The organism is Micromonospora sp. LOL_014, from assembly GCF_048060245.1.
In the GTDB taxonomy this organism is placed as follows: domain Bacteria; phylum Actinomycetota; class Actinomycetes; order Mycobacteriales; family Micromonosporaceae; genus Micromonospora_E.
In genome coordinates, this window is the sequence record NZ_JBHMIP010000012.1 from 123,756 (window position 1) to 150,312 (window position 26,557).

20 protein-coding genes and 1 pseudogene are annotated in these 26,557 nt (G+C 71.4%); 10 read left to right on the forward strand and 11 right to left on the reverse strand.

Features of this window, described 5'->3' with window-relative positions; all coding sequences use genetic code 11:
* Positions 1–48 precede the first annotated feature (48 nt).
* From ACFHW1_RS13215 to ACFHW1_RS13235, 5 genes are all read left to right on the forward strand, one after another.
* The gene (locus ACFHW1_RS13215) at positions 49–1,230 is read left to right on the forward strand and encodes an acyl-CoA dehydrogenase family protein (RefSeq protein ID WP_416552666.1); all 1,182 of its coding nucleotides are present in this window, start codon (positions 49–51) and stop codon (positions 1,228–1,230) included.
* A gap of 222 nt (positions 1,231–1,452) precedes the next feature.
* Positions 1,453–1,872 carry an SgcJ/EcaC family oxidoreductase gene (locus tag ACFHW1_RS13220; protein ID WP_416552668.1) on the forward strand — a complete coding sequence of 140 codons (420 nt, stop codon included), beginning with the start codon at positions 1,453–1,455 and terminating at the stop codon, positions 1,870–1,872.
* A 43-nt stretch (positions 1,873–1,915) separates the two neighbouring features.
* Positions 1,916–3,301 carry an FAD-dependent oxidoreductase gene (locus tag ACFHW1_RS13225; protein WP_416615493.1) on the forward strand — a complete coding sequence of 462 codons (1,386 nt, stop codon included), beginning with the start codon at positions 1,916–1,918 and terminating at the stop codon, positions 3,299–3,301.
* A 24-nt stretch (positions 3,302–3,325) separates the two neighbouring features.
* Positions 3,326–4,486, forward strand: a complete 1,161-nt coding sequence (locus tag ACFHW1_RS13230) for an epoxide hydrolase family protein (protein ID WP_416552770.1) — start codon at positions 3,326–3,328, stop codon at positions 4,484–4,486.
* Positions 4,487–4,515: 29 nt separating this feature from the next.
* Entirely contained in the window at positions 4,516–5,997 is a 1,482-nt protein-coding gene (locus ACFHW1_RS13235; RefSeq protein WP_416615495.1) for a multicopper oxidase family protein, read from the forward strand.
* Positions 5,998–6,163: 166 nt separating this feature from the next.
* Here ACFHW1_RS13235 and ACFHW1_RS13240 read toward each other — a convergent pair whose 3' ends face one another.
* From ACFHW1_RS13240 to ACFHW1_RS13280, 9 genes are all read right to left on the reverse strand, one after another.
* The gene (locus ACFHW1_RS13240; protein WP_416552674.1) at positions 6,164–7,528 is read right to left on the reverse strand and encodes a cytochrome P450; all 1,365 of its coding nucleotides are present in this window, start codon (positions 7,526–7,528) and stop codon (positions 6,164–6,166) included.
* Entirely contained in the window at positions 7,525–8,061 is a 537-nt protein-coding gene (locus tag ACFHW1_RS13245; protein WP_416552676.1) for a flavin reductase family protein, read from the reverse strand. Before ACFHW1_RS13245 ends, ACFHW1_RS13240 begins: the two co-directional genes overlap by 4 nt.
* A gap of 21 nt (positions 8,062–8,082) precedes the next feature.
* A complete protein-coding gene (locus ACFHW1_RS13250) occupies positions 8,083–8,520 on the reverse strand; it encodes an acyl-CoA thioesterase (RefSeq protein WP_416552678.1) in 438 nt (145 codons plus the stop codon).
* Between the two features lie 5 nt (positions 8,521–8,525).
* The gene (locus ACFHW1_RS13255; RefSeq protein WP_416615496.1) at positions 8,526–14,300 is read right to left on the reverse strand and encodes an SDR family NAD(P)-dependent oxidoreductase; all 5,775 of its coding nucleotides are present in this window, start codon (positions 14,298–14,300) and stop codon (positions 8,526–8,528) included.
* The gene (locus ACFHW1_RS13260) at positions 14,297–15,307 is read right to left on the reverse strand and encodes an enediyne biosynthesis protein (RefSeq protein ID WP_416552682.1); all 1,011 of its coding nucleotides are present in this window, start codon (positions 15,305–15,307) and stop codon (positions 14,297–14,299) included. Before ACFHW1_RS13260 ends, ACFHW1_RS13255 begins: the two co-directional genes overlap by 4 nt.
* A 4-nt stretch (positions 15,308–15,311) precedes the next feature.
* Complete coding sequence (locus tag ACFHW1_RS13265) at positions 15,312–17,258, reverse strand: CRTAC1 family protein (RefSeq protein ID WP_416552684.1); 1,947 nt, start codon at positions 17,256–17,258, stop codon at positions 15,312–15,314.
* A gap of 3 nt (positions 17,259–17,261) precedes the next feature.
* On the reverse strand, positions 17,262–18,236 hold the full coding sequence (locus ACFHW1_RS13270) for a DUF1702 family protein (RefSeq protein ID WP_416552686.1): 975 nt from the start codon (positions 18,234–18,236) through the stop codon (positions 17,262–17,264).
* 194 nt (positions 18,237–18,430) lie between these two features.
* Positions 18,431–19,453 carry a DUF1702 family protein gene (locus ACFHW1_RS13275; protein WP_416615497.1) on the reverse strand — a complete coding sequence of 341 codons (1,023 nt, stop codon included), beginning with the start codon at positions 19,451–19,453 and terminating at the stop codon, positions 18,431–18,433.
* A 78-nt stretch (positions 19,454–19,531) separates the two neighbouring features.
* Positions 19,532–20,635 carry a carboxymuconolactone decarboxylase family protein gene (locus tag ACFHW1_RS13280; protein ID WP_416552690.1) on the reverse strand — a complete coding sequence of 368 codons (1,104 nt, stop codon included), beginning with the start codon at positions 20,633–20,635 and terminating at the stop codon, positions 19,532–19,534.
* Between the two features lie 242 nt (positions 20,636–20,877).
* On the opposite strand from ACFHW1_RS13280, the gene ACFHW1_RS13285 reads away from it, so the two are divergent.
* From ACFHW1_RS13285 to egtD, 4 genes are read left to right on the forward strand one after another with little or no spacing between them, the layout of a single operon-like run.
* The gene (locus tag ACFHW1_RS13285) at positions 20,878–22,158 is read left to right on the forward strand and encodes a glutamate-cysteine ligase family protein (protein ID WP_416615498.1); all 1,281 of its coding nucleotides are present in this window, start codon (positions 20,878–20,880) and stop codon (positions 22,156–22,158) included.
* Positions 22,155–23,462 (forward strand): ergothioneine biosynthesis protein EgtB, encoded by a 1,308-nt coding sequence (gene egtB, locus ACFHW1_RS13290; protein WP_416552694.1) that lies wholly within the window; start codon positions 22,155–22,157, stop codon positions 23,460–23,462. Before ACFHW1_RS13285 ends, egtB begins: the two co-directional genes overlap by 4 nt.
* Positions 23,462–24,214 carry an ergothioneine biosynthesis protein EgtC gene (gene egtC, locus ACFHW1_RS13295; RefSeq protein ID WP_416552696.1) on the forward strand — a complete coding sequence of 251 codons (753 nt, stop codon included), beginning with the start codon at positions 23,462–23,464 and terminating at the stop codon, positions 24,212–24,214. The genes egtB and egtC overlap by 1 nt, the downstream gene beginning before the upstream one ends.
* A complete protein-coding gene (gene egtD, locus ACFHW1_RS13300; protein ID WP_416615499.1) occupies positions 24,193–25,155 on the forward strand; it encodes an L-histidine N(alpha)-methyltransferase in 963 nt (320 codons plus the stop codon). The genes egtC and egtD overlap by 22 nt, the downstream gene beginning before the upstream one ends.
* Before the next feature lie 23 nt (positions 25,156–25,178).
* On the opposite strand, the gene ACFHW1_RS13305 is transcribed toward egtD, so the two are convergent.
* Together ACFHW1_RS13305 and ACFHW1_RS13310 are read right to left on the reverse strand one after the other, a co-directional pair.
* Entirely contained in the window at positions 25,179–25,577 is a 399-nt protein-coding gene (locus tag ACFHW1_RS13305) for a rhodanese-like domain-containing protein (RefSeq protein WP_416552700.1), read from the reverse strand.
* The gene (locus tag ACFHW1_RS13310; protein WP_416552702.1) at positions 25,574–25,774 is read right to left on the reverse strand and encodes a hypothetical protein; all 201 of its coding nucleotides are present in this window, start codon (positions 25,772–25,774) and stop codon (positions 25,574–25,576) included. Before ACFHW1_RS13310 ends, ACFHW1_RS13305 begins: the two co-directional genes overlap by 4 nt.
* 409 nt (positions 25,775–26,183) lie before the next feature.
* Between ACFHW1_RS13310 and ACFHW1_RS13315 the strand changes: the two are divergent.
* A pseudogene (locus ACFHW1_RS13315) lies at positions 26,184–26,465 on the forward strand (helix-turn-helix domain-containing protein); the annotation flags it as partial.
* Positions 26,466–26,557: the final 92 nt, after the last annotated feature.

A 26,557-nucleotide genomic window follows, 5' to 3' on the forward strand; every position in this document is an offset into this window, starting at 1 on the left:
CGGCGCAGACGGTCCAGCTAGATGCTCGAAATCGACCAGGAGGTATGGATGGAGACCACCGCAGCGCCAGCCCGTGCGGAGCTCGTGCAGCGTGTCACGGAGCTGCTGCCGACTCTGCGCAAGAACGCCCTGTGGGGTGAGGAGAACCGGCGGCTGTCGGACGAGACGATCGAGGCGCTCACCGCGTCGGGCATCCTGAAGATGCGGGTACCCCACCGGTACGGTGGCTACGAGTCCGACATGCGCAGCGTCGTCGACGTGGTGTCCCAGCTCGGCCGGGGTGACGGAGCGACCTCGTGGACCGTGGCGGTCTGGATGATCAGCGCCTGGATGGCCGGGATGTTCCCGGACGAGGTGCAGGACGAGATCTTCGCGACGCCGGACGTACGGATCAGTGGGATTCTCAGCCCGAGCGCTCTCGCCGTGCCCGCCGACGGCGGCGTGGTCCTCAACGGCAAGTGGTCGTTCAACACCGGTGCCCAGCAGAGCCACTGGAACACCAACGCGGCGGTGCTGGCCCAGCCGGACGGCGCTCACGTCCCGATAATGGTGGCCATCCCGATCTCGGACCTGGCCGTCGTGGACGACTGGTACACCTCCGGGCTGCGCGGTTCGGGCAGCATCACCACGATCGCGGAGAACCTGTTCGTCCCGCAGGCCCGGGTGCTGCACATGGGTCCGGTCCTGCAGGGGCAGCACCAGTCGGTGGCCAACGCGGCCTCGGTGATCTACCGGGCACCGTTCATGTCCACCGCCTGTACGACCGTGGGGGCGGTGTCGCTCGGGATGGCGCTCGCCGGTCGGGAGGCGTTCCTCGACCGGCTCCCCGGGCGGAAGATCACCTACACCGACTACGCCAACCAGGGTGAGGCGCCGGTGACCCACCTGCAGGTCGCCGAGGCGACCGTCAAGGTCGACGAGGCACGGTTCCACGCCTTCGGTGCCGCCGAGATGCTGGACACCAAGGCGGTCGCCGACGAGCCGTGGACGATCGAGGAACGGGCCCGGATCCGGCTGGCTCTCGGTGCCACGACCCAGCGGGCCAAGGAGGCGGTGGACATCCTCAACGCCGCCAGCGGCGGCTCGTCCATCTACCACGATGTGCCGATCCAGCGGATCTTCCGCGATGTGCAGACACTGAACCTGCACGCGATCATGAACCCTTCCACCAACCTGGAGCTGTACGGCCGGATCATCTGTGGTTTGGAGCCGAACACGCTCTACATCTGAATCGGAGTCCGGGTCGGACCCGGAGAACTCGCGACGGACGAGGTGCCATTCCTGGCACCTCGTCCGTTGCGCATCTGGCGTACTTGATCTTTCTCGCACGATCAGAGATGCCTACCGTGCGTGACGCGGGAAGAATCAGAGATGCGTGGCCTCCGCTTTCTGGTGTTCGTGCAGGCGGATCACGTCGTCGAAGGAATCGCATCGGTACGGAGAGGAAGCATCATGACCAGTGAGGCGACTGTCACCATTTCCGCCGAAGACCAGGCAGCGGTTGCGGCTGTTCCGCAGCGCATCACCGCCGCCTGGGCCGAGCACGACGCCGCGGCGTTCGCGGCGGCGTTCGTCGAGGACGGCACCCTGATCCTGCCCGGTGTCTCGTTGGCCGGCCGGGCCGAGGTCGAGTCCTTCATGGCGCGCGGCTTCGCCGGGCCTTACAAGGGGACCCGGGTCACCGGCACCCCGTTTCGGGTCACCGGGCTCGCCGACGGTGTCGTGCTGTTGCTGACCAAGGGCGGCGTACTGGCACCAGGGGAGTCCGAGGTCGCCCAGGAACGGGAAATCCGGGCCAGCTGGCTGCTGGTCAGGCGCAACGGTGAATGGCTGCTTGCCGCGTACCAGAACACTCCAGCCAACCTGGCCTGATTATTCGTACGTCGACGACGTCGGCCGAACGCGGGAGTGACCTATGAATCGTGCAGTCGTGCTGGGCGGAAGTATGGCCGGACTGCTGGCAACGAGAATTCTCGCGCAGCGATTCGACACGGTCGTAGTCATCGACCGTGACGAGCTGCGGGGGGTGTCCGGATATCGTCAGGGCGTGCCGCACGGACGGCATGCGCACGGGCTCGTCGCACGTGGCCACCAGATCCTGGAAAGGCTCTTTCCGGGGCTGACCGACGATCTGGTCTCTGCGGGCGTCAGGCCCGGCGACTTCAGCGGTGACATCCGCTGGTACTTCAACGGTGCGCGGATCCAACCGTCGCGGTCCGGGCTGATCTCGGTACCGGCCACCCGGCCGGTCCTCGAGGACCACGTCCGGCGGCGGGTGTTCGGCCTGCCGAATGTGGAGGTCCGGGACGGGACCGACATCCTCGACCTGGTCACCACCGACGACCGGCAGCGGGTCACCGGGGTACGGGTCCAGCGGCGCGCCGGCGGCGCGCCGGAGACGGTGCACGGCGACCTGGTCGTGGACACCACCGGCCGGGGCTCCCGTACTCCGGCCTGGCTCGACGGTCTCGGCTACCCCCGGCCTGGCGAGGACCGGGTGAAGATCGGGCTCACCTACACCACGCGGCACTACCGTCTCGACGCCGATCCGTTCGGCTCGGATCTGGCGATCATCCCCGCCGCCACCCCCGGCATGCCCCGGGGTGCCTTCTTCTACCGGGTGCCCGGCGACGACGGCCGGGTGGAGCTCTCCCTGACGGGGATGCTGGGCGACCACGCGCCCACCGATCCCGAGGGCTTCCTCGCCTACGTCCGGTCCCTCCCGGTGCCGGACATCTACCAGGCGGTTCGCGACGCCGAACCCGTCGACGATCCGGTGATGTTCCGGTACCCGGCCAGTGTCTGGCGACGCTACGAGCGGCTCGACCGGTTCCCCGGCAACTTCCTGGTGATGGGCGACGCGGTCTGCAGCTTCAACCCCATCTACGCCCAGGGGATGACCTCCGCCGCGTTGCAGGCACTCGTGCTCGACCGGCATCTCGACGACGGCACGGTGCCGGACCCGCTGGCGTTCTTCCGCGACGTGGCGGCCGAGATTGAGACACCGTGGACGTTCTCGGCCACGGCGGATCTCGGATACGCCGGGGTGGCGGGCCGCCGCACGATGAAGATCCGTTTCATCAACGCGTACGTGGCGAGGCTGCAGGCGGCGGCGGTCCACGACGCGCGGCTCACCGAAGCGTTCATCCGGGTGGCCGGACTCGTCGACGAGCCGACGGCGCTGCTGCGCCCGGCGAACGTGATCCGGGTGCTGCGCCAGCTTCGGCGCGGCACCGGCGCGCCCTCGACGGCACAGCGCGGCGAACTGCTCGGCGGTAGGTCCGAGTCACCGGCCAGGTAATCCACTCTCATCGGAGATGCCATGATCCGACCGTTCCGTATCGAGATACCGGACGCCGACCTCGAAGACCTGCGCCAGCGGCTCGCCGCTGTCCGGTGGCCGGCCGAACTGCCCGGGGTGGGCTGGCACCGCGGCGTGCCACTGGACTACCTGATCGAACTTGTCGAGTACTGGAAGGACGGGTTCGACTGGCGGGCCGCCGAACGGCGGCTCAACCAGTACCCGCAGTTCCTGACCGAGATCGACGGCACCCAGGTGCACTTCGTGCACGTGCGGTCGAAGGAGGCGTCCGCCCGGCCGATCATTTTCACCCACGGTTGGCCCGGCTCGTTCGTCGAGTTTGTCGACCTGATCGGGCCACTCACCGATCCGGTCGCGCACGGCGGTACGCCAGCGGACGCGTTCCACGTGGTCGTCCCGTCGATCCCCGGGTACGCCTTCTCCGGGCCGACGAACGACACCGGCTGGGACACCCGGCGGGTGGCGCGAGCCTGGGCGGAGCTCATGCGCCGGCTCGGCTACCACGACTACCTGGCCCAGGGCGGCGACTGGGGGTCGCCGATCTCGCTCGAGCTGGGGTTGGCCGCACCCGACGAGGTGGCCGGCGTGCACGTCAACATGCTCGCCACCTTCCCGCCCGAGGACCCGTCGCTCTTCGTCGACCTGCCGGAGGCCGACCTCGCCCGGTTGTCCTTCGCCGCCCAGTTCGAACAGGACGGTGCCGGCTGGCGGAAGATCCAGTCCACCCGCCCGCAGACCCTGGCGTACGCGCTGACCGACTCACCGGTCGGTCAGCTCGCCTGGGTGGTGGAGAAGTTCAAGGAGTGGACCGATTCCGGTAAGTCACCGGAGGACGCGGTCGACCGGGACGCGATCCTGACCAACGTCTCGATCTACTGGTTCACGGCCACCGCCGGGCCGAGCGCGCAGCTGTACTACGAGTCGAACCGTCTGGACGCCGACTTCGTGCGTACCTGGGCCGGCCCCTGGCCGCTGGCGATGCCGGTCGCGGTAGCGCTGTTCCCGGCCGACGCGGTACGACCGGTCCGGCGGTTCGCCGAGCGGATCCTGCCGACCCTGCACCGGTGGACCGAGTTCGACCGGGGCGGCCACTTCGCCGCGCTGGAGCAGCCACGCCTGCTCGTCGACGACGTCCGGGCATTCGCCCGGTCGCTGCCTCGTTAGCCGGCCAGCACACCTCGTCTGGGAGAACAATGCTGACTAGAAGGAACCTGTTCATCGCCGGCGCCGCCGCTGGCGGCTCCCTGCTGATCCCGGCCGGCAACGCGGTCCTCGCCGGCACCGTCCGAGGCGCCGATTCCGGTGTGCGGCCGGCGACCGGGCACGTCCACGGCTCCACCGGCGCCGGCCCGGCAACGGCGCCGGGCACGGCCCCGATGGTCGACCCGTTCACCGTACGGATGCCGATCCCGCCCGTGCTCGCTCCGGTGCGCTCGCACGGCGCGACCCACTATTACCACATTCCCATTCGGCCAGCGAACGTCGAGATCTTCCCCGGGAGCCGTACGTCGGTCCTGTCCTACGGCGGCGGTTTCGTCGGGCCGACGATCCGGGTGCGCCGGGGCCGCACGGCGAAGGTCAGATTCGTCAACGAACTCGGTATGCCGGCCAACGTCCACCTGCACGGTGGTCACGTCTCGCCGGATAACGACGGCCATCCGATGGACCTGATCGAGCCGGGACACAGCCGGGTGTACGAGTACCCGAACCAGCAGCACGCCACCACCCTGTGGTACCACGATCACAGCCACCACATGGAGGCCGAGCACGTCTACCGTGGGCTGCACGGCTTCTACCTGATCGAGGACGGGGCCGAACGCCGGCTACGGCTGCCGTCCGGCGCGTACGACGTCCCGATCATGCTCCGCGAGGCGCGCTTCGACGAGCAGGCGCAGCTGCACTTCGACCCGTTCGACTTCGAACGTCCGACGGTCCTGGTCAACGGCAGGCCACAGCCGTACTTCCCGGTTGCCGCCAGACGCTACCGGTTCCGCCTGCTCAACGCCTCCGCCCATGGCAGCTACACCCTCTCCCTCGACGGGGCCAAGATGGTCCAGATCGGGTCGGACGGCGGGTTGTTGACCGAGCCGGTCGAGCTCGCCGAGCTGGTGCTCGGGCCCGCGGAGCGGGCCGACATCGTGATCGACTTCTCCCGGCTGCGTCCCGGCCAGCAGGCCATGCTGGCCAACGCGGCCGGCCCGGTCCTGCGCTTCGACGTGATCCGCCGGGCGCGCGACGACAGCCGGGTCCCGGACCGGCTCAACTGGCTCGCGCCGCTGCCCCGGGCGAGCCGGCACCGTACCGTCACGTTCAGCACCGACTTCGAGAACATCCGCAGCCTGATCAACGGCAAGGAGTACGACCCGGAGCGGATCGACTTCCGGGTCAAGCACGGCACCTCGGAGATCTGGACCATCGAGAACGTCGACACCGACTTCGGCGGGGTCGACCACACCTTCCACATGCATCTGGTGCAGTTCCGGGTGCTGGAACGCAACGGGGCCCCGCCGGCACCGTCGGAGGCCGGTCTGAAGGACACCGTGTTGCTGCGTCCCGGCGAGCGGGTACGCATCATGGCCCACTTCCGCGGCCAGCTCGGCCGGTACGTCTACCACTGCCATATGCTCGAACACTCCGCGTTCGGCATGATGGCCCAGTTCGAGGTCGTCAGGTAACGACCGCAGGGCAGCCGGTGCGGCCGGTCGGGAAGCTTCCCGACCGGCCGCACCGCTGTCCGGTGAGGGCACCGGTCGGCATCCCCGCAACAGCAGGACGTCCCTACCCAGACGACCGGGCCGTTGGTCGACCGACTGGTCGACCAACGGCCCGGGGGCGTGCGGGTCAGGCGGCGGACTCGACGGACATCGGCAGCCCGCCGCGGATCCGCAGCGACAGCATCGGTTCGGGTACCACCCGGTACGACTCCGGCTTCACCAGCCGCAGTTCCCGGCTGACCATGGCGATCACGAACACCGCTTCCATCATCCCGAGGTGGTTGCCCACGCAGAAGCGTGGCCCGGCCCCGAACGGCACGTACGCGTACCGGGGTCGACTCACTGTCCGGGTCGGGTCGAACCGTTCCGGGTCGAAGCGGTCCGGGTCGGGCCAGAAGCCCGGATGCCGGTGCAGGGTGTACGGGCAGATCAGCACATGGGCCCCGGCGGGCACCGGGAACCCACCGATCTCGTCCGGCCCCTGCGCGATCCGCGAGAGCATCCAGACCGGCGGATACAGCCGCATGACCTCCTCGACCACCATCGAGGTGTAGGTCAACCGGCGCAGATCCTCGTAGGTAGGCAGCCGGTCACCGAGCACCGCCACGGCCTCGTCCCGGAGCCGCTCGCGGACCTGTGGATGCTGGTCGATCAGGTAGAAACTCCACCCCAACGTGCTCGCGGTGGTCTCGTGGCCGGCCAGCAGCAGGGTGACCAGCTCGTCGCGCATCCGCTGCTGACCGCGCCGGGGGTCCGGCTCACGCCGGGTCGAGACGATCAGCCGGGACAGCGCGTCGTCGCCGGTCGCGTCGTCGCCGTCGCGGGCGGTCCGCTCGGCCACCATCCGGTCGACGATGACCTGAAGGTCCCGACGGGCCCGCCGGAACCGCAGCTGCTGCGGTAGCGGCACCCACATCGGCACCATGCTCATCGACGCCAGCTCGAACATCGCCTGGTCCTGCATGACCTCGAACGAGTGCCCGATCGACTGGTACCGGCTCAGATCGGTGTCCAACAGGGTCCGGCCGAGCACCCCGAGGGTCAGCTCGGTCGCCTCCTGCAGCACGTCCACCGGCGCCCCGCCACGGTGACCGCGCAGCCGCTCGACCAGACCGGCCGCCTCCTGTGCCACCGTGGCGGCCTGTCCGGCGATCCGCTTGGCCTGGAACACCGGCTGCATCGTTCGGCGCTGTTCCCGCCACAGCTCACCCTCACTGGTGAGCAGCCCGTCGCCGAGTGCCCGACGGGCATGCACCAGCCCGATGCCCTTGTGGTAGTTGCGGCTGTTCTCCGCGAGCACGTACTTGGCGTGGTCCGGATGGTTGAAGAAGTAGAACGGCCACGGCCAGGTGGCCAACCGGACGGCGTCGCCGTGGCGGCGCGCCGCGGTGCTCATCACACCCAGCCGGTCCCGGCCGAACTTCCACAACGTACCCAGCGACGCCGGTCCGGTCGGGCCCGGCGGGGCCTGGCCGGTCCGGGCCGGCGTCACGTCGGCACCTCGTCGCGTCGCGGGTCGAGCTGGCGGAACCGTCCCCGCAGGAACAACACCGGCTCGTCGTCACCGTGACGCCTCGCCGACAGCAGGCGACCGGTGAAGATGGTGTGGTCACCGCCGTCGTAGGCGCGCCACAGCCCGCATTCCAGGTGGGCCAGCGCCCCGTCGATCAGTGGTGCCCCGCTGGCCGGCCCCGGCCGCCAGGCGACCGCGTCGAACTGTGCCTGTCCCAGTGGCCGCCAGCGGTCGGCGAAGTGGCGGGCCACCGGCTCCTGGTCGGCGGCGAGCACCGACACCGCGAACGCGCCGGCGCTGACCAGACACTCGTGCATGACCGCTTGCCGGTCCACGCAGATCAGCACCAGTGGTGGGTCCAGGGACACCGAGGTGAAGGAGTTGGCGGTCATCCCGTGCGGTTGGCCGCCGCCGACGGTCACCACGGTGACGCCGGTGGCGAAGGTGCCGAACACCTGGCGTAGGGCGCCCGGGTCGAGTACCTCCCCGGGCGGTGGATGGTCGACGTTCATTTCGTCCTCCTCCTGCCGTGCTCAGGCACGCGCCAGCGCGGAGTACGGCGCCAACGCCCGTACCAGCGCCTCGGGGACCCGGGTCGGAACGGTCCTGGTGTTCGGCCCGCGCATGCAGGCCACCCGTTGCCGGCCCCGGGCCACCGGCAACTCGCCGTCGGCACCCAGCCGGATGTAGTCGAAACTGAACTCCAACTGGGTCTGCGCCAGGTCCACCAGCCGCATCCGGACGGCGAGGTCGTCGAAGGCGGTGATCTCGGCGAAGAACTCGCAGTCCACCCGCAGGGTGAACAGCTTGAGGTCGGCCTGCACCTCGGCGAGCACGCTCGGCGCCCGTTCCTTGAGGAACATCTCCCGGCACCGTCCCTGCCAGCGCAGGTAGTTGACGTAGTAGACGTTGCCCACCACGTTGGTTTCCTCGAAGCCCACCGTGTGGCGGTACTCGTAGTAGTCCGACATCCGGCTCACCGCCCCTGCGCCAGGACAGCGACGACGACCGGGCCCGGGTGGTCACGCAGCGTCGTCGCCACCGTGGCGATCCGTTGACTCCCGCTGGCCAGCACCACCCAGCCCGCCGGTCCGCCGGTGAGCTGGGACAGCGGCGTCGGCTGCGGACGGCCGATCTTCTGCAGACACTCCACCGCGCTCCACACCCGGGTCGCGGCGACGTCGAGCGGCTCGGCGAGCTCGCGGGCCAGCAGTTGGGCCAGCGGCAAATGGTTGCCGAGCAGGTCACGCCACTCGTCGGCGGAGCGGGCCGCCACCGCTTCGACGTCGCAGCCCAGGTCGCCCGTACCGGTCACACAGAGGGTCACCCCGGCGCCGTGCGCGGCTGAGACCGCCGTGCCGGCCAGTTCAGGCCGACCGTCCGGGCGGTGGGTGACCGACACCGGCCGGCCGAGTGCCCGCCCGGCGGCCCGCCCGGTGCGCTCCCGCCGGGTCGTGGCCTCGTCCTCGTCCGGCAGCGCCGGTTCGACGACCACTGCGGTGTCGCTGCCGAGCAGGTCCTGCACGGTGCGCTCCAGGTACGGCCCGAGCAGCGGGGCGACCCACGGTCCGGCGCCGCCCTTCTTGCGGACCGCGCGCAGCCGCAGCCCTTCCCACCGTTCGACGACTCTGCCGTCGCCGTCGCGTACCGCGATGTCGTAATGGTAGGTGTCGCCGTCGCGGCTGCGTTCGACGGCGCAGAACCGGAAGTCGCCCGGACCGACCAGGTCGGCCCCGCCGGGGTGGACCCGGTCGATGCCCTGCGGCAGCAGCGTCGCGTCCGGTACGCACACCTGGTTGGCGTGCATCAGCGCGTCCCGCAGCCCGGGGTCGCCGAGCAGCAGGTCGCCCGGCAGGTACGGGGCGAACCACGCGGTCTGCGGGTCGGCCGCGACCTCGGTGTCGATGTGCCGCGCGGCGGCCCGGTGGTAGCGGCGTACCCGCTGGAACCGGGCCCCCTGGAACATGGTGTCCACGTACAGGTCCCGGGCCGGGTCGAGGGCCACCGGCGGCAGCCCGTCGGCGACCTGGTCCGGCGGCCCGTCCGGGGCCGGGTCGGTGTCGAAGCGCAGCCTGGCCCGGAAGTGCTCGGCGGCGAAGGCGGTCTCCGCGCTGCGGATGGTGACGTCCACCGTCGCGTCGTCAACGACGGTCGCGGCGATCCGGACCGTGGTGCTGCCGTCCGGCGGCACCACGATCGGCCGCAGGAACTCGGCCTGCTCGATGCGGGGCACCGTCGACGCCCCGGTCACCGCGGTCGCCACCTGGGCCATCGCCTCCATACCGAACACCGCCGGGAACAGCAGGTTGCCGTCCAACCGGTGATCGTCGAGGTAGAGGTCGCTGCCCGGGTGCAGGACGGTCTCGCAGACGAGTTCGACGCCGTGGTAGCGCACCAGTGGCTTGTCGACGAAGCGCAGCAGCGGCAGGTCGGGCAGGTCGTGCGCGACCGTGTCGATGCCCGTGGTCCGTCCGCTGACCACCACCACCGGTGGGACGTCGGGATCACCGACGAGCCGCCGCATCAGCGCCACCCCGTCGTCGAGGGAGATCGGGATCACCCCTTCACGCTGCAGCGACTCGACGACCGACAGCCGTTCGCCCATGCCCACGCCGGACCAGACCGACCACTCCATGCAGACGGCCCGGCACTGCGGATGCTCCCGCTGGAACCGGACGGTCCGTTCGGCGAGCCATTCGTTGGCGGTCGCGTAGTGCGCCTCGCCGCGCAGGCCGGCCCGGCCGATGATGCTGCCGAAGGTGACCAGCAGCCGCAGTTGGTCGGGGTCGACGGCGGCCAGCACCGCGTCCAGCCCGTCGACCTTCGGGGCGAAGGTCTGCCGGACCTGCACCATGTCGAGGTTGGTCAGCGCCGTCGGCTCGTTGCGCCCGGCACCGTGCAGGACCGCGGTGACCGGCCCGAGAGCGTCCGTGACCTGCGCCACCGCCCGCTGGACCTGGTCGGTGTCGGTGACGTCGGCCCGGCCGTAGTGGACGGTGATCCCGGCGTCGGTCATCCGCCTCAGGTTGGCGGCCAGATCCGGGTCGTCGGCCGGGTCGGAGCGACCCAGTACGGCGAGCCGGGCACCGCTGTCGGCGGCCAGCGCCAGGGCACACTCGGCGGTGATGCCCTTGCCGCCGCCGGTGACCAGCAGGACGTCGTCACCGCCGAGGACCTGCGCGGTGCGTTCGGCCCGTACCGGCAGTGCCCGCAGCACCGGGACCCGCCGGCTGCCGTCGGGTTCGTAGTAGGACTCGACGAACCCGTCGGTCGCGGCGACCTCGGCGCACACCCACGGCAGCGCCTCGCGGATCAGCGGCACGTGCACCACGGTCACCTTCAGCTGCGGTGCCTCCAGCCGGAGCGTCTTCGCCAGCCCGGCCGCGCCCCGGTCAGACTGGACCAGGACGAAGCGGTCGCCGCCACCGCCGGCGAGCAACTCGCGGGCGGCCCGCAGCGCGAGCTCCACCTCGTCGGCTGGGCACTGCGGGGAGAGGCAGACCAGCACCCCGCCGCCGAGCCCGGCCCGGTCCAGGGCCAGCCGCAGTGGTTCGGCCAGTGGATGGTCGTCGCGGGCGTACACCCGCCAGCCGCCACCGGCCGACGCGCCGCCGGCGGCGGCCACCGGTACCGGGGGGCCGGCCGGGTCGAGGTCGATCCGGAAGGCCCGCGACCAGGTCGCGGCACCGTCGACCACGGCCGGCGCGTGGGCCTCGCCGTCGGTCGCCGTCGTGCTGAGCTGGTCGAGGGCGTCGGCGAGCTGACCGACGGTGGCGGTGGCGAAGTTCGTCGGGGTGGCACTGGCCGCGATGCCGCGCCGGGCGGCCGCCTGGTTGACCAGCTGCCCGACGGTGATGGAGCTCAGGTGCAGGTCGTCGAGGAGTCGACTGTCGTCGCGGACCATCTCCATCGGAAGTTCGGCCCGGTCGGCGGCCATCCGCCGCAGCAGGTCCACGGTCGACTCGGTGTCGTCGACCGGGGTCGCCTCGGCAGCCGGTGCCGCTGCCATGGTCGCCGGCGTGGCGATCGTGACGGTCGGTGCCGCCTCACAGGGGCTGGCGAAGAACGTGAACTCGGCCCCGACCGCCAGGCTGCGGGTCAACCGGCCGTGGAACAGCCCGGAGTGGATGCCCGCAGCGCCGACCACGAACGCGCCCGCCACCACCCGTAGCAGCCCCACCAGGGACTGGCTGTCGGTGTCCAACGCCAGCGCGGGCACGTCGGTGATGGCGGCGGCCAGGCCGCTGAGCACCCGGCCCGGTCCGACCTCGACGAGCAGGTCGACGTCCTTGGCGGCGGCGGCCGCCGCCGGCGCGAACAGCACCGGGTCGACGATCTGCCGGTGCAGCAGGGCCGGCACGTCGGTCTCCGCCGGCAGGACCTCGCCGGTCACCGTCGACACGACCGTACGGTGCAGCTGCTGGAACCGCTCCCCGGTCAGCTGGTCGGCGAAGGCCCCGGCGGCGGGAGCGACCAGCGGCGAGTGGAACGCGTGGGACACCGCCAGCGGGGTCGCCGCCAGCGCGGCCTCCCGGGCCGCGTGGCAGACCCGCTCGACCTGGTCGACCGGGCCGGCGACGACGGTCTGCTGCGGCCCGTTGTATCCGGCGATCACCACGTCGGTGCCGGTGAGCAGCTCCAGCACGGTGTCCGGGTCGGCACCGACACCGGCCATCGTGCCGGACGCGCTGTGCGTGGCCATGGTCTGGCCCCGCACCCGCGCGACCCGCAGCAGCGTCTCCTCGTCGATGGCACCGGCCCAGTGCAGCGCCGAGATCTCGCCGAGACTGTGGCCGACCGCGACGGTCGCCTCCACCCCGAGGTTCGCCAGCACGGTGAGGCCGGCCAGCGACCCGGTCACGATCCGGGGCTGGGCCACCGAGGTGGCGACGCCGTCGGCCGACTCCGGTAGGGCCGACCGGCGGTACACCTGGTCCGCCTCGGTGAACCGGCGGCGCAGCGCACCGCCGCTGGTGCCCCGCCCGGACCCCTGGCCGGGGAACAGGTAGCCGATCCGGCCGGGCCCGCTGGCGTAGCCGAGGAAGGCCCGGCCGTCCTCGGTCACCAGGCGGGTCTGGTCGGTGTCGAGCGCCTCGAGGACCCGCTGCAGTTGCCGTACCGCGTCCTCCGGCGAGGTGACCACCACCGCCGCCCGGTACGGCAGGTCGCGCAACTCCCGGTGCAACGTGGCGGCCAGGTCGGCCAACTGCGCGTACGCCACCGTCGGCACGAACGCGACCAGCTGGTGCAGCCGTTCGCGCAGCTCGTCGCGGGACAGCGCGTCGACGGCCAGCAGTTCGGCGTCCTGCACCGACGTCGCCAGCGAGAAGGTCCGGCTGTCCAGCCGGCTGCGCCGCCGGGCGTCGCGTTTCTCCAGCACCACGTGGGTGTTGATCCCGCCGAAGCCCATCGCGGTCACACTGGCCCGCACCGGCACGTCGGCGGACCACGGTTCGGCCTGGCGGAGCACCCGCAGCGCGGCGTCCGGGCGGGTCAGCTCGTCGTGCGGATCGACGCAGCCGATCGCCGGGGGCAGCACCTCGTGATGCACGGCCATCGCGGCCTTGATCAGGCCGGCCACCCCGGCCGCCGCCTTGGTGTGCCCGATCATGCCCTTGATCGAGCCGATCACCGCCGGTCGCCCGTCAGGATCGGCCGCCTGCCGGGCCAGGGTGAGCGCCTTCAGCTCGGTGCTGTCGCCGACCGCTGTCCCGGTGCCGTGTCCCTCGAACAGGCCGACCGTGTCGATGCCGAAGCCGGCCCGCTCGTACGCCCGGTGCAGCGCCAGCTGGTAGCCGCTGACCTCGGGGCGGGTGATGCCGCCCTTGCCGTCGGAGGAGATGCCCCAGCCGGCGATGGTGGCGTAGCTGCGGTGTCCGGCCGCCGTGGCGTCCGGCTCGCGCATCAGCACGATCATCCCGCAGCCCTCACCGGGCCAGAACCCGTTGGAGCCCTTGTCGTACACCCGCATCTCGCCCCGGGCGAGCGCCCCGGTCTTGGCGAAACCGATGATCTCGAACGGGTCGATCGACAGGTCGACCCCGCCGGCGATGGCGACGTCGACCTCGCCGTCGAGCAGCGACTTGCAGGCGGTCGCCACCGACAGCAGCGACGACGAGCAGGCGCCGTCCACCGTGTAGCCGCCGCCCTTGAGATCGAAGTGGTTGCAGATCCGCCCGGCGATGGTGTTGGACAGACCGCCGGCGAGGGTGTCCTCGTCGACGGCCGGGAACGGAGCCTTGTAGCTGGTTTCCAGGTTGGCCAGGAACGCACCGAGCTGCTCGTCGTCCCAGTCCTGCTCCTTGAGCGCGGCGGCGACCATCCGGCGGACGTACGGCCAGCGCAGCCGCATCAGGTTGGCCCGGGAGAACTCGCCGGTGAGGCTGTTGCCGACGACCACGCTGGTCCGTTCGCGGGGCAGTCCTTCGGCCATCGGGAACCCGGCGTCGGCCAGGGCCGTCGCGGCGACGTCCAGGGCCAGCCAGTGGGCCAGGTCCGTCGACCGGTACGTGCTTCCGGCGATCTTGTACGCGATCCGGTCGAACTCGTACCCCTCGATGACGGCGGCGTTGCGGGCGTAGAACCGGTCCGGGGCGGCCGGGTCGGCGTCCCAGTAGTCGGCCAGCCGCATCCGTACGTCCGGCAGTCGGCGGAACGCCCGCCGCCCGGCGAGGGCGTTGTCCCATAGCTCCCGCGGCGATGTGGCGTCCGGGTAGCGGCAGGCCATGCCGACGATGGAGATCCTGGTCACGCCACCACCACCTCCTTCGTGTCCGACGGTGTGGTCAGCGGTGTCGCGGTCGGGTCGCCCGCTGCGGCAGCAGCGGCGGCGCGGGCCTGGGCCTCGTTGGCCTCGCGGACCTTGTTCACGATGTGCACGGACCAGAGGAAGATGCCCCGGACGGCGCACACCGCCGCCGTGGCGAAGAACAGCCCGTACGCGATGCCGGCGCCGGTGAGCATGCCGTAGACCAGCGCCACGCTGCCGCCGAAGGCGACCTGCGAGGCCGGTTTGGACGGGCTGGTCCCCGGGTCGGTGATCATGTAGTTGGTGAACAGGACGAACGCCACGCCGGTCATGGTGGCCAGCCCGCCGAGGATCGAGGTGTCGAGCAGGACGCCGCGCACGACCGACTGCAGCGCGAAGACCCCGAGCCAGGCACCGATCAGCCACATCCGGCCGGTCAGCTTGGCGTTGAGCATCGTCCCCAGGCCGAGAATGGCCAGTGGCAGGAACCAGTCGACGAAGCCGTCCACGTTCTCGGTGAAGTGGTACGGCGGCGCGATGCTGGCCCACGGGAAGACGACGAGGATCATCATGATCCCGAAGTTCGACGGGTTCATGTAGTGCCGCAGCCGGCCCCGTACCGGTGCCCGCAGCACCCACTTGGCGCCGATCGCGACCGCGACACCGAACATCATCGCGAGGACCTGGTCGTTGACGTAGGTCAGCATGTTCACCGCCAGCGCGGTGATGTGCGCCGGGTACAGGAACTCGGTGAGTCCGCGTAGCCCGCCGCCGAGGAACCGTGGCGGGCGACCTTCGGTCCGGGCGCCGATGATCTCCAGGCCGATCTCGATCGTGTACGCCGTGGCGAGCGCGACGAACGGCCACAGCCACGGTTGCTCGAAGCCGAGCACGGTGTAGCCCAGGATGTTGAACACCGTGATCGAGATGGCGAACCGGCGGAGCGCGGTGACGACTTTGGGGTCGTGCCGGGGGGCGGAACGGGCGGTCTGCGGGGTGGTCGTGGTCATCGGTTCACCTCACCGTGGCCTGGGACCCGAGCTGTACGGAGTGCCAGCCGGGGGTCATCTCAAGGATCTGTTCGTGTGCCTGACCAGTGCGGTCCCGCCAGCTGATCTGCACCTGCACCGGCCCGGTCACCTCGCCGAGTCCGATGTGCACCTCGTGGCTGCGGTGGCCGGAGTGGCCGCTGCCGCCGTCGACCCGGGACAGGAAGACCCGCCCGTCGGCGGTGGTGGCGACGACCTGGGCACCGGTCGCCGGCGAACCGGCCTGCCCGGGGTCGGTGTCGTGCGGGTGGGCCAGGTGCAGGCCGAGGAAGGCACCGGCCGACGGGCTGTCGTTGTGGTAGTAGACCGGTTCGGCCCACTGCCGGGCGACCGCCCAGTCGAGCAGCCCGTCGCCGTCGGCGTCGCCGGTGGCGATGCCCCGGGTCGGCACCGGGACCGCCAGACCGAGTTCGGCAGCCACGTCGACGTAGCGTCCGGTCTCGTCGGGTACGAAGAACCGCAGGGTCTGCCCACCAGCGACGTCGTCACCGGCGCGTACGTTCGGCCACCAGGCCGGATCGGACAGCAGCAGGTCGTTCGCGGTCGCCAGTTCCTGCAGCTGCGGCCACCGGTTGACCTCGCCCTTGACGAATCCGAGCGCCTGGGTGACCACGGTCTGGCCGCTGTTGTTGAAGTCGGCCAATTTGGTGTCCCAGCCCCAGCCGGACCAGGCCAGGCCCATCGGCGCGCTGCGGTCGGTGAAGGGCGCTTCACCGGCGGCGAGCCGGCGACGCATCTCCTCGGTGTCGGCGGCGTCGTTGATGAAGGCGTAGTTGCTCTCCACGATGCCGAACGACGTGGTGATGTTGCTGACGAACAGGTCGTAGTTTCCGTCCCCGTCGAGGTCACCGAAGTCGACGCCCATGCCCTTGAACGAGTCGATGCCGAGCTGCTTGGACTTCGGCACGGTGCCCTTGCGGACCGCCTCGACCATGGCGAAGTCGATGTTGCCCGGGGTGGACCGGTTGTGCAGCAGCCGGTCGGGGCCGAAGTCGTGCGCCAGGTACAGCTCCGGCAGCAGGTCGCCGTCGAGGTCGACCGCGCCTGAGGCCAGCGCCCAGCCGGTCGAGGCGTCGGCGGGGATGGCGTCGTCGACGCGTTCGTAGCGCACCGTCGGCGTGGCGCCGCTGGTCGACCCGGCCCACCGGAAGATGTAGTCCGGGCCGCCGTTGAGCCCGTGGGACATCGAGTGGTTCATCTCCACCCCGCCGTACACCGTGTGGTCGAGCACCGGACTGTGCGGGAAGTAGTTGCCGACGTGGATGTCCTCGTGGCCGTCGCCGTCGAAGTCGGCGACGGTGACCGTGTTGGTGTTCCAGTCCGGTCCGGTGTAGCCCGATCCGGACGGCCCCGGCATCAGTTCGGTCGGCTGGTAGCTGTCCGGGCCGAGTTCGTCGACGTCGGCTTTGGCCAGGTAGATGATCGGGGTGCGGCCCCACAGGTAGACCAGCAGGTCCATCCGGCCGTCGGCGTTGAAGTCACCGGGTGCGCAGCCCATCGGCGCCATCGCGAAGTGCATGGGCAGCGGGTCCGGGTCGAGCGCGAACGGTGCGTACCGGGCCGGGCTGTCCGGCGTCGGGCTCACCACGACCTGGTCGATCCGGGGATCGGTGACGCACAGGTCGTTGGCCAGGCCGTCGCCGTCGAGGTCGTTCATGGCGATCGCGGCACCGACCGAGGAGATCCAGGCGTCGATATGTTCGTACTCCTGGTTGACCTTGCGGATCGACTGCTGGGTGAAGCCACCCGGCATCGCGATCGACATCGGCGTGAAGGAGTAGCCGGCGGCCAGGCCCGCACGGGTGTCAGCGGCATAGCCGGGCTGACGGGCGAGCACGAACAGGCTCACCATCAGCAGGACCGCGATGACCCCGGCGAGTTGCCGGCGAAGCAAGCCAACTGTCGACGACACGGACTAGCACCTCCCAAGAGAGACGAACTGGCTGGCGGCCCGCTCCCGCCACACCTCGTAGGCCGGCACCGGGCCGGTGGTCGCGGGGTCGGGCCGGGTCTGCCGGCTGACCGCCGCCGCGTCGGATACGGACATTCCGCAGAAGATCTCGGTGGCGAGCTCGTTGTGCGACACCACCAGGCCGGCCCGCACCCGTGCCTCGGCCGCGAAGGCGCTGGCCTGGGCGACCTGCGGCCGGGCGTCACCGGCGCGGTCCCACAACGTCCGCAGTTCGTCGGCGTCGGCGCCGCCGGCGTAGGTCGCCGCCAACGCGGCACCGCTGTACAGGTCGGCACGCCGGTGGGGAGCGAAGGCGTCGATCAGCTCGGCCACCCGCTGCGGGTCGCTGCCCCCGACGAACCAGCTGGCCCGGCCGACACCCTGGTCGATCGCGCGGCTGGCGTACCAGCGTGGGCCGCTGATCGGCCACGGAAAGTCGGTTTCCTCGTGCTGCTGGTGGACGTGCCGGTCGGTGTGGAAGTACGCCTGGTGGAATCCGTACCCGTCCAGGGCCAGCCAGCGCAGCAGCGGATCCGGCGCGGTCAGTGTCCGCCACCGGAATCTCGGCAACCGGGCCATTGCCCAGCCGATGCCGACGTAGGCCATGTAGACGTGTGCGTCTCCCGGACCGGCCAGGAAACGTGAGACGTGGTCGGAACGACCGAACGGCAGTGCGTCGAGAATGGCGAAACCCATGGCCGCGCCCTCGTAGGCGAAACCCTGGTAGCGCACCGGCAGGTCGGCCAGTGGCGTGGCGACCTCCGCTGGTGTGCCCGCCTCCATGGCCGCCGCGTATCCGGCGATGAAGGACCGCCCGACGGTCTCCAGAACGTCGCGTGAGGTGGAGTTCTTGGCATGGAAGCCGCGGACGTCCAAGGTCGTCTCGGAAAGCTTCGGCGTCAGGAGCGCGCGTCTCGTCTTGCGCCAGTACGTTGCCAACTCTCTCCCTCACTCGTCCTCGATGAATGGCAGTCGTCGCCCTGTATCATGGCCAGCAGGGCGACGGAATTCCTTCTTTGGAAATGCCACGTTGGGGAATTTCTCCGAAATTGCTCGATAATGCGGAACGGGCGTGCGTGAACCGGCCGTCGACGGTGACAGCCGTTCCTTCGCGTTGCTCTGATTTCTGTTGTTCAGTGGTGGGTCGAATGCAGGCCAGGGGCGAATCTCTCCCGTATGCGTCGCCGCCATGTCTCGTAGGCCGGCGGGCCGTCAGGCCGGCCTACGCCAGAACGGGTGTCGTCGGCGCCCGTACCGTCGGTGTCGGTCACCGCGACCTCGTCGGCGAGCGCGGCGGCGGCGGCGGCCGACGTCCCGGTCAGCACCTGGGTCGCGGTCTCCACGTGGGCCGGCACGAAGCCGGACTCGGCGCGGGCCTTGGCGGCGAACACCGCGCCCTGGGCGAGCTCCGCGCGGTACGGGCCGGCCAGCTCCGGTAGCAGGTCGAGCTCACCGCCGGCGAAGGTCGCCGCCAGCCCGACACCACTGAACAGGTCCGCCCGCCGGGCCGGTGCGAACTCTTCGACGGCGGCGGCGACCGCCCGTGGCTGACCGCCGTGGATGAACCACAGTGCCCGGCCGATGCCCTGGTCGAAGGCGCGGCCGAAGTAGTCGGGCCGGCTGAGCCACGGGTAGGGCGCCGGCTGCCGCTGCTCGACGACCCAGCGCCGGGTGTGGAAGTACGCCCGGTCGAAGCCGAGCCCGTCGACCGCCAGCCACGACATGGTGGGGTGGTAGGGCAGCCCGGCCAGGTCGGGCAGCACCTTGCGCCACAGCGGCCGGGGCAGCCGGGCCATCGCGAACCCGATCCCGATGTACGCCAGCAGCAGGTGCGGCCGGCCGCTGCCGGTGAGCAGGTCGCGGGTGCGCCGGCCGAGCCGGGCGCCGGTGACGTCCCGTACGGTGAGTGCCATCGTCGCCCCTTCGTAGGCGAAGCCCCGCAGCTCCTGCTCGACCAGCTCCAGCCGGCGTTCCAGCTCCCACAGGTCGGTGCTGTCGATGGCCCACTCGAAGCCGCAGATCACCGCCTGGGGGACCGCCTCCAATCGGCGGGCGGCCGGTGCCGATGCGCCGGGAAAGCCCCGGCGCGCGAAGGTGACCTCGGCCAGCGGTGGCGCCAGGGCCAACCGCCGGACGGCGCCGATGACGCCTGCCATGCGTTTCTCCATTCCGGTACGGGTGCCGGCCGATGCCGGCACTGGCCGGCGCGGGCAGCCGGTGCCCCTTTGGGTCGGCTATCCGGTCCGGGCGTGTCGATCCGACGACGGCGCCTCGGGCAGGACCGGGTCGGTCGGGAGGTGCCAGGCGCCGACCCGACGGGCCGCCGCGAAGCTGGCCCAGGCCGCGGCCTCGATCAGCGTCCGGTCGCCCGGGTGGTGCCGGCGGAACTCCGCGACCGTCTCGTTGTCCACCTGGTACGACGCCAGGGCGGTGAGCAGCGCCAACCGTGCGGCGGCCTGATCGGGTGGGGAGAGCGGGGCGATGAGGTCCTCACACCACTGCCGGGCCAGCCCCGTCTCCTCGCCGCGCCAGCTCGCCAGCTGCTCCTCGACCAGCTGCCGGACCGGCGCGGACAGGCAGCGTTCGCCGGCGGCGGCCAGTGCCGCGTACGACCGGGCCGTAGCCTGGGCGACCGTCGGGTCACCGGCCGCCCAGCCGGCGTCGGCCGGCAGCGCCGCCGCCGGCAGCAGCGGCAGCGACCGCCCCGGTGCGGGTGCCGCCCGCAGCGTCGGGTCGAGCTGCCGGCCGACGAGGTGTTTGAACCGTCGCCGTGCCGCCGGGGTGAGTCCGGGCGGCAGCAGGAAGCTGGTCAGAAAGACGTTGACCATCCGGGTCAGGTAGTGGAAGGCGACGACGACGCCGACCAGCTCCGGCCGTTGCGCTTCGGTGAACGGCACCGGTGTCGGGGCGTCCGGCAGATGGGCGCTGCGGGCCCATTCGACCAGCGCCCGCAGCCGCGGGTCCGTCATCGTCTGTGGCCGGTCGGCGACGACCGCTTCGGCGTCGTGCTCGCCGGCCTGCGGGTACAGCCCGGTGCTGTGCATGTCCACGCAGTACGGGCAGATGTTGGCGACCGACACTCCGGCGGCGACCGCCTCCTTGGCGACGCGTTCCACCGCGCCCATCACCAGCAGCGGTTCGCGCATCAACATCCAGCAGGCACTGAGTGTCTCCGGTGCCGGCGAGTGGAGCAGGACCGGTGGGATGACCAGCCGCATCTCCTCGGCGCACTGGGCGTACACGGTGGCGACCGTGCCGAGCGCCGACTGCTCGGACACCGGACGGACGTGTCGCACCTGGCGTTGGGCGACCGACGCGACGACCCGTCGGATGACCATCGTGGCTCCCTCATAGTGCGGCGCACGGATGATGCTGTGTCAGTCCGATCACTGAAGGTGATCGCATGTTCATCAGAATGCCGACCGTTGGACGTCTGAGGGAACTTCCATATTGCCGAGGATCCCTGGTCACGGGGCTGGATAGCGGCGCTGCCCGATCGCCGGGGCGCTGATTGTCGGACCGTGCGGCTAGGGTGAGATGATCTGTTGTCACAGAGTCGCATACGGTGACAATTGGAGGGGTGGGAGTGCGACACCTGCACCTGTCCGACGCCGTGCGGCCGGCCGACGGCGACGAGGTCATCGCCGACGTCGCCGCCGCCGTCGGCCACATCGGGCGGATCTGCTTCAAGACCGGACCACCACGGCGGGTCGGTGTCGAGCTCGAATGGACCGTGCACCACGTGGACGACCCGGCCCGTCCACTCGACCCGGAGATCCTCGGCCGGGCGCTCGGCGACCACGCCCCAGCCACCCTGCGCCGCGACAGCCCGCACCGGCCCCTGCCGCACGGCGGGCAGGTCACCGTCGAGCCCGGCGGCCAGGTGGAGATCTCCAGCCTGCCGGTCGACTCCGTCGCCGACCTGCACCGGCACACCGTCGCCGACACCGCCGCCCTTGACGCCCGGCTCGCCCGGGCCGGCCTGCGGCTCGGCTCCCACGGCTGCGACCCGTACCGGCCGCCCCGGCGCATCCTGCACAACCGCCGGTACACCGCGATGGCCGACGCCTTCGGCCGGTACGGCGCGGCCGGAGCGACCATGATGTGCGCCACCGCCGGCCTGCAGGTGTGCCTCGATGCCGGCACCCCCGCCCAACTGCCGCTGCGCTGGGCGGCCGCGCACGCACTCGGGCCGGTGCTGCTGGCGACCTTCGCCAACTCGGCACGGTACGCCGACCGGGACACCGGCTGGGTGTCGCACCGGATGCGGACCTGGCTCACCCTCGACCCGGCCCGCACCGCCCCGCCGACCGCCGTCGCGCCGGGGCAACTGCGGGGAGAGCCGGCGGGACAACCGCCGACGGACCCGGTGGCGGCCTGGACCCGCCGCGTCCTGGACACCCCGCCGCTGTTCATCGCCGACGGGCGGCACGGCTGGTCCCGGTCCGGCGCCGTCGGGTTCGGCGACTGGATCCGCAGCGGGCTGCCCCGCCCACCCACCTACGCCGACCTGTCGCTGCACCTGAGCACGCTCTTCCCCCCGGTACGCCCGCAGGGCCACCTGGAGATCCGCTACCTCGACGCCCAACCGGCCGACGACTGGCTGGCGCCGGTCGCCGTACTGGCCAGCCTGTTCGCCCGCGACGAGACGCTGCGTACCGCGTGGCGCCACGCCGCCCCGGTCGCCGACCGGTGGGCCGACGCCGCCCGCGTCGGCCTGGCCGACCCGGCGTTGGCCGCCGCCGCGCGAGCCGTCGTCGGCCTCGCCTGCGACCACCTCGCCGACACCGGCCTGCCGGCGACGACCGCCACCACGATCCGGCACTCGCTGCGTCGCCGGCTGCCGAAGGAGGACCTGTGACCGGACCGACCGACCTACGCGCCGTACTCGCCGACGACCTCGACCGCGCCCGACGACGCAGCAGCGCCCTCACCGACGCCGTCGACGACGCCGACCTGGTCCGCCAGCATTCGCGGCTGATGTCGCCGCTGGTCTGGGACCTGGCCCACATCGGCAACCAGGAGGAACTCTGGCTGGTCCGCGACGTCGGCGGCCGGGATGCGGTCCGCGCCGACATCGACCACCTGTACGACGCGTTCAAGCACGCCCGCGCCGACCGCCCCGCGCTGCCGCTGCTGGACCCGGCCGAGGCGCGCACCTACACCCGTACCGTCCGGGACAAGGTCCTCGACCTGCTCGACACGGTGACGTTCGACGGCCGCCGGCTGGTCGAGCAGGGCTTCGCCTTCGGCATGATCGTGCAGCACGAGCAGCAGCACGACGAGACGATGCTCGCCACCCACCAGCTGCGGGCCGGCCCGCCGGTGCTCACCGGCGCGCCGACCCCGCCGGCCCCGGCCGGACGCGTCGACGGTGAGGCGCTCATCCCGGCCGGGCCGTTCACCATGGGCACCTCCACCGAGCCGTGGGCGCTGGACAACGAACGTCCGGCGCACACCGTCGACGTGCCGGCCTTCTTCATCGACCGCGCGCCGGTCAGTAACGCCCGGTACCAGCAGTTCATCGACGACGGCGGCTACCACGACGAGCGGTGGTGGAGCGCCGAGGGGTGGGCCCACCGGCTGCAGGCCCGGCTCAGCGGGCCGGCGCACTGGCACGGCGACGGCAGCTACACCCGGTTCGGCCGGCGGTCGGCGATCGTGCCCGACGAGCCGGTGGTGCACGTCGGCTGGTACGAGGCGCAGGCGTACGCCAGTTGGGCCGGCCGCCGGCTGCCGACCGAAGCCGAATGGGAAAAGGCGGCCCGGTTCGACCCGGTGACCGGCCGGTCCCGCCGCTACCCGTGGGGCGACGACGACCCCGGCCCCGAGCGCGCCAACCTGGGCCAGCGGCACCTGCACCCGGCACCGGTCGGCGCCTACCCGGCCGGCGCGTCACCGGCCGGCGTGCACCAGCTGATCGGCGACGTGTGGGAATGGACCGGCACCTGGTTCACCGGCTATCCCGGCTTCGCGGCGTTCCCGTACCGTGAATACTCGGAGGTCTTCTTCGGCCGCGACTACCGGGTGCTGCGCGGCGGTTCGTTCGGCACCGACCGTGCCGCCTGCCGGGGCACCTTCCGCAACTGGGACTACCCGATCCGGCGGCAGATTTTCAGCGGTTTCCGCACCGCTCGTGACCCGCACCCCGGCGAGACCGCCTAGTGTGCCGCCACCAGCTCTACCTTGGCCCGCCGGTCAGCCTGACGCAGCTGCTGGTCGAGCCGCCGTACGGCCTGTACCGCCAGTCCTGGGCGCCCCGGGACATGCGCGGCGGCGGCACGGTCAACGTCGACGGTTTCGGCGTCGGCTGGTACACCCCGACCGGTCCGGTCCGCTACCGGCGGGCCGGGCCGATCTGGGCCGATCCCGGCCTGGTCGAGCTGGGTCGGGCCACCGCCGCCGGCGCGGTGCTGGCCGCGGTCCGCTCGGCTACCCCCGGGATGCCGTTCGGCGAGACAGCCTGCGCGCCGTTCACCGACGGAAGCTGGCTGTTCAGCCACAACGGGGTGGTGGCCGGCTGGCCGGACAGCGTCGCCGTCCTGGCCGCCGCCCTGCCGGTGACCGATTTGCTCACCCTCGACGCGCCGACCGACTCGGCGCTGCTGTGGGCGCTGCTGCGGCACCGGCTGCGGTCCGGCGCCGACCCGGGTACGGCGATCACCGACACCGTCACCGGCGTCCTGGCCGCCGCCCCGGCGTCCCGGCTCAACCTGCTGCTCACCGACGGCGAACGGGCCTGGGCCAGCGCCGTCGGCCATTCCCTGTCCGTCCTCGCCGGGCCGGAGCGGCTGATCATCGCCTCCGAACCGTCCGACGACGACCCGGCCTGGCGCCCGGTCGCCGACCGCCGGCTCGTCGTCGCCGACCGGCACACCTACACCGTGGAGGATCTGTGCGGATCGACATCGAGCTGACCGACGCCGACCAGCGGCACGCGCTGCGGACCGACGCCCGCGCCGGACTCACCGCCGACCCGAAATGGCTGCCCCCGAAGTGGTTCTACGACAAGTACGGCAGCGAACTGTTCGAACGCATCACCGCCCTGCCGGAGTACTACCCGACCCGGGCCGAGCGGGCCGCGTTGGCCGCCCATGCCGACGACATCGCCGCCGTCACCCGGGCCCGGACCCTGGTCGAGCTCGGCTCCGGTTCGTCGGAGAAGACCCGGCTGCTGCTCGACGCGCTGCGCCGGCAGGGCAGCCTCGACCTGTTCGTGCCGTTGGACGTCTCCGAGGCGGCGCTGCGTGACGCCGCCACCGCCATCGACCGGGACTACCCGGGTCTGCCGGTGCACGCGATCGTCGGCGACTTCACCCGCCACCTCGGGCGGATCCCGGCCGGCGACGACCGGCTCGTCGCGTTCCTCGGCGGCACCATCGGCAACCTGGTGCCGGACGAACGCGCCGAGTTCCTGGCCGCGCTGCGCGGGGCGCTCGGCGCCGGCGGCTGGCTGCTGCTCGGCACCGACCTGGTCAAGGACCCGGCCACCCTGGTCGCCGCCTACGACGACAGCCAGGGGGTGACCGGCGAGTTCAACCGCAACGTGCTGCGCGTACTGAACCAGCAGCTCGGTGCCGGCTTCGACCCGGCGGCGTTCCGGCACGTCGCGCTCTGGGACACCGACCGGGAGTGGATCGAAATGCGGCTGCGTGCCGACCGGGACACACAGGTGTACGTGGCCGATCTCGACCTGCCGGTGAGCTTCACCGCCGGCGAGGAGATCCGGACCGAGGTGTCGGCGAAGTTCCGCCGGGCCGGGGTTACCGCCGAGCTGGCCGCCGCCGGTTTCGAGCTGACCCACTGGTGGACCGACCCGGCCGACCGCTTCGCGATCAGCCTGTCCCGCAGCCACTGACGCAGCTGCTGACCGGTGGTCGCTCAGCCCGGCTGGGCGAGCACCGGAAGCCCGGCGGCCCGCCAGGCCGCGAAGCCACCGGCCAGGTCGGTGGCCAACGGCAGGCCGGTGTCCTGCAGCGACGCGGCGGCCAGCGACGACGCGTACCCCTCCTGGCAGACGACGATCGGCCACAGCTGCGGGGTGTCGGCCACGTCGAGCCGCGCCGCGCTGTGCGGGTCGAGGCGCCACTCAAGCACGTTGCGTTCGATCACGTACGCCCCGGGAATTCCGCCGTACTCTGCGCGTTGAGCGGCCGGACGGATGTCGACCAGCACGGCCCTGCCGTCCTGCTGGGCCTGGTAGGCGGTCCGGGCGTCGACCCGGTCGAGGCGACCGCGGACCTGGTCGAGCAGTCTGTCGATGCCGGGTTCCGGGGTCACTGTGGCTCCTCCGTCGTCACGTCTGTCCTTTTGACTTGCCTCATCCGGCCGTCGACCAGGTCGGCGACGGTGGTGCCGTCCAGATGCAGCGGGGCCGCCGCCAGCCCCGCCGACCAGTATGCGGCGGCCAGCTCCGGCTCCACCGGGCCGTGCACCAGCGGCAGGTCCGGCCGGTCCGCCTGCAGCAACGACTCCACCTGGCAGGACGCCACCGTGTCCGGCAGACGAACCCGGAGTGGCCGAACGGGGTGACCAGCTCCTTCAACAGCCGGGGTGCCCCGGCCGGGAACACCGTACGCAGCATCGGATGCCGGGCCACGACGACGTCGACCGCCTGCTGGAAGCGGCGTCGGTCCAGCCGACCGGACAGCCGCAGCCGGGCCTCTTCCATGGCCTCGGTGGCGGGGTCGGCACCGGGACGGGCGTCGCCCGCCGACCGTCGTCCAGCATGACGAACTCGCCGACGGCCCCCGGGTACGCCTGCCACCCGCTTCCCGCTCCGGTCGCCGTGGCTGCTACTGGTACTCCTGCAGCCTTTCACGCGACCGGACCAACGAGAAAGCAAGACCGTTGAGGTCAAGAGGAAGGGTGGAACCTCCACGAAAGATGACAAGTGCGAGTTGTCCACAGCCCGTTGAATTGATCTCTTTGATCTGCGTTACTGGTGTTCACCGTGGACACGGGCCGCGACGGGAGGGCGTCCAGTTGACCGGACGGCGAGACGGTTTCATCAGGAGGCGCAGGGCGGCCGGCTTCAGCCAGGAAGGGCTGGCCGCGCGTCTGCAGGTCGACCGCACCACCGTTGCCCGGTGGGAGCGGGGTAAGGCCGAGCCACAACCGTATACCCGAGCACAACTCGCGGAAGCGCTCGGCACTTCGTTCGACGAGCTTGACGCCCTGCTCGCCGGGGAGCCGGAAAATCGATCTCTGGACATTGGCGATTGGGGCGGTACCGTTACATCGGGGGACGACAATGGAGG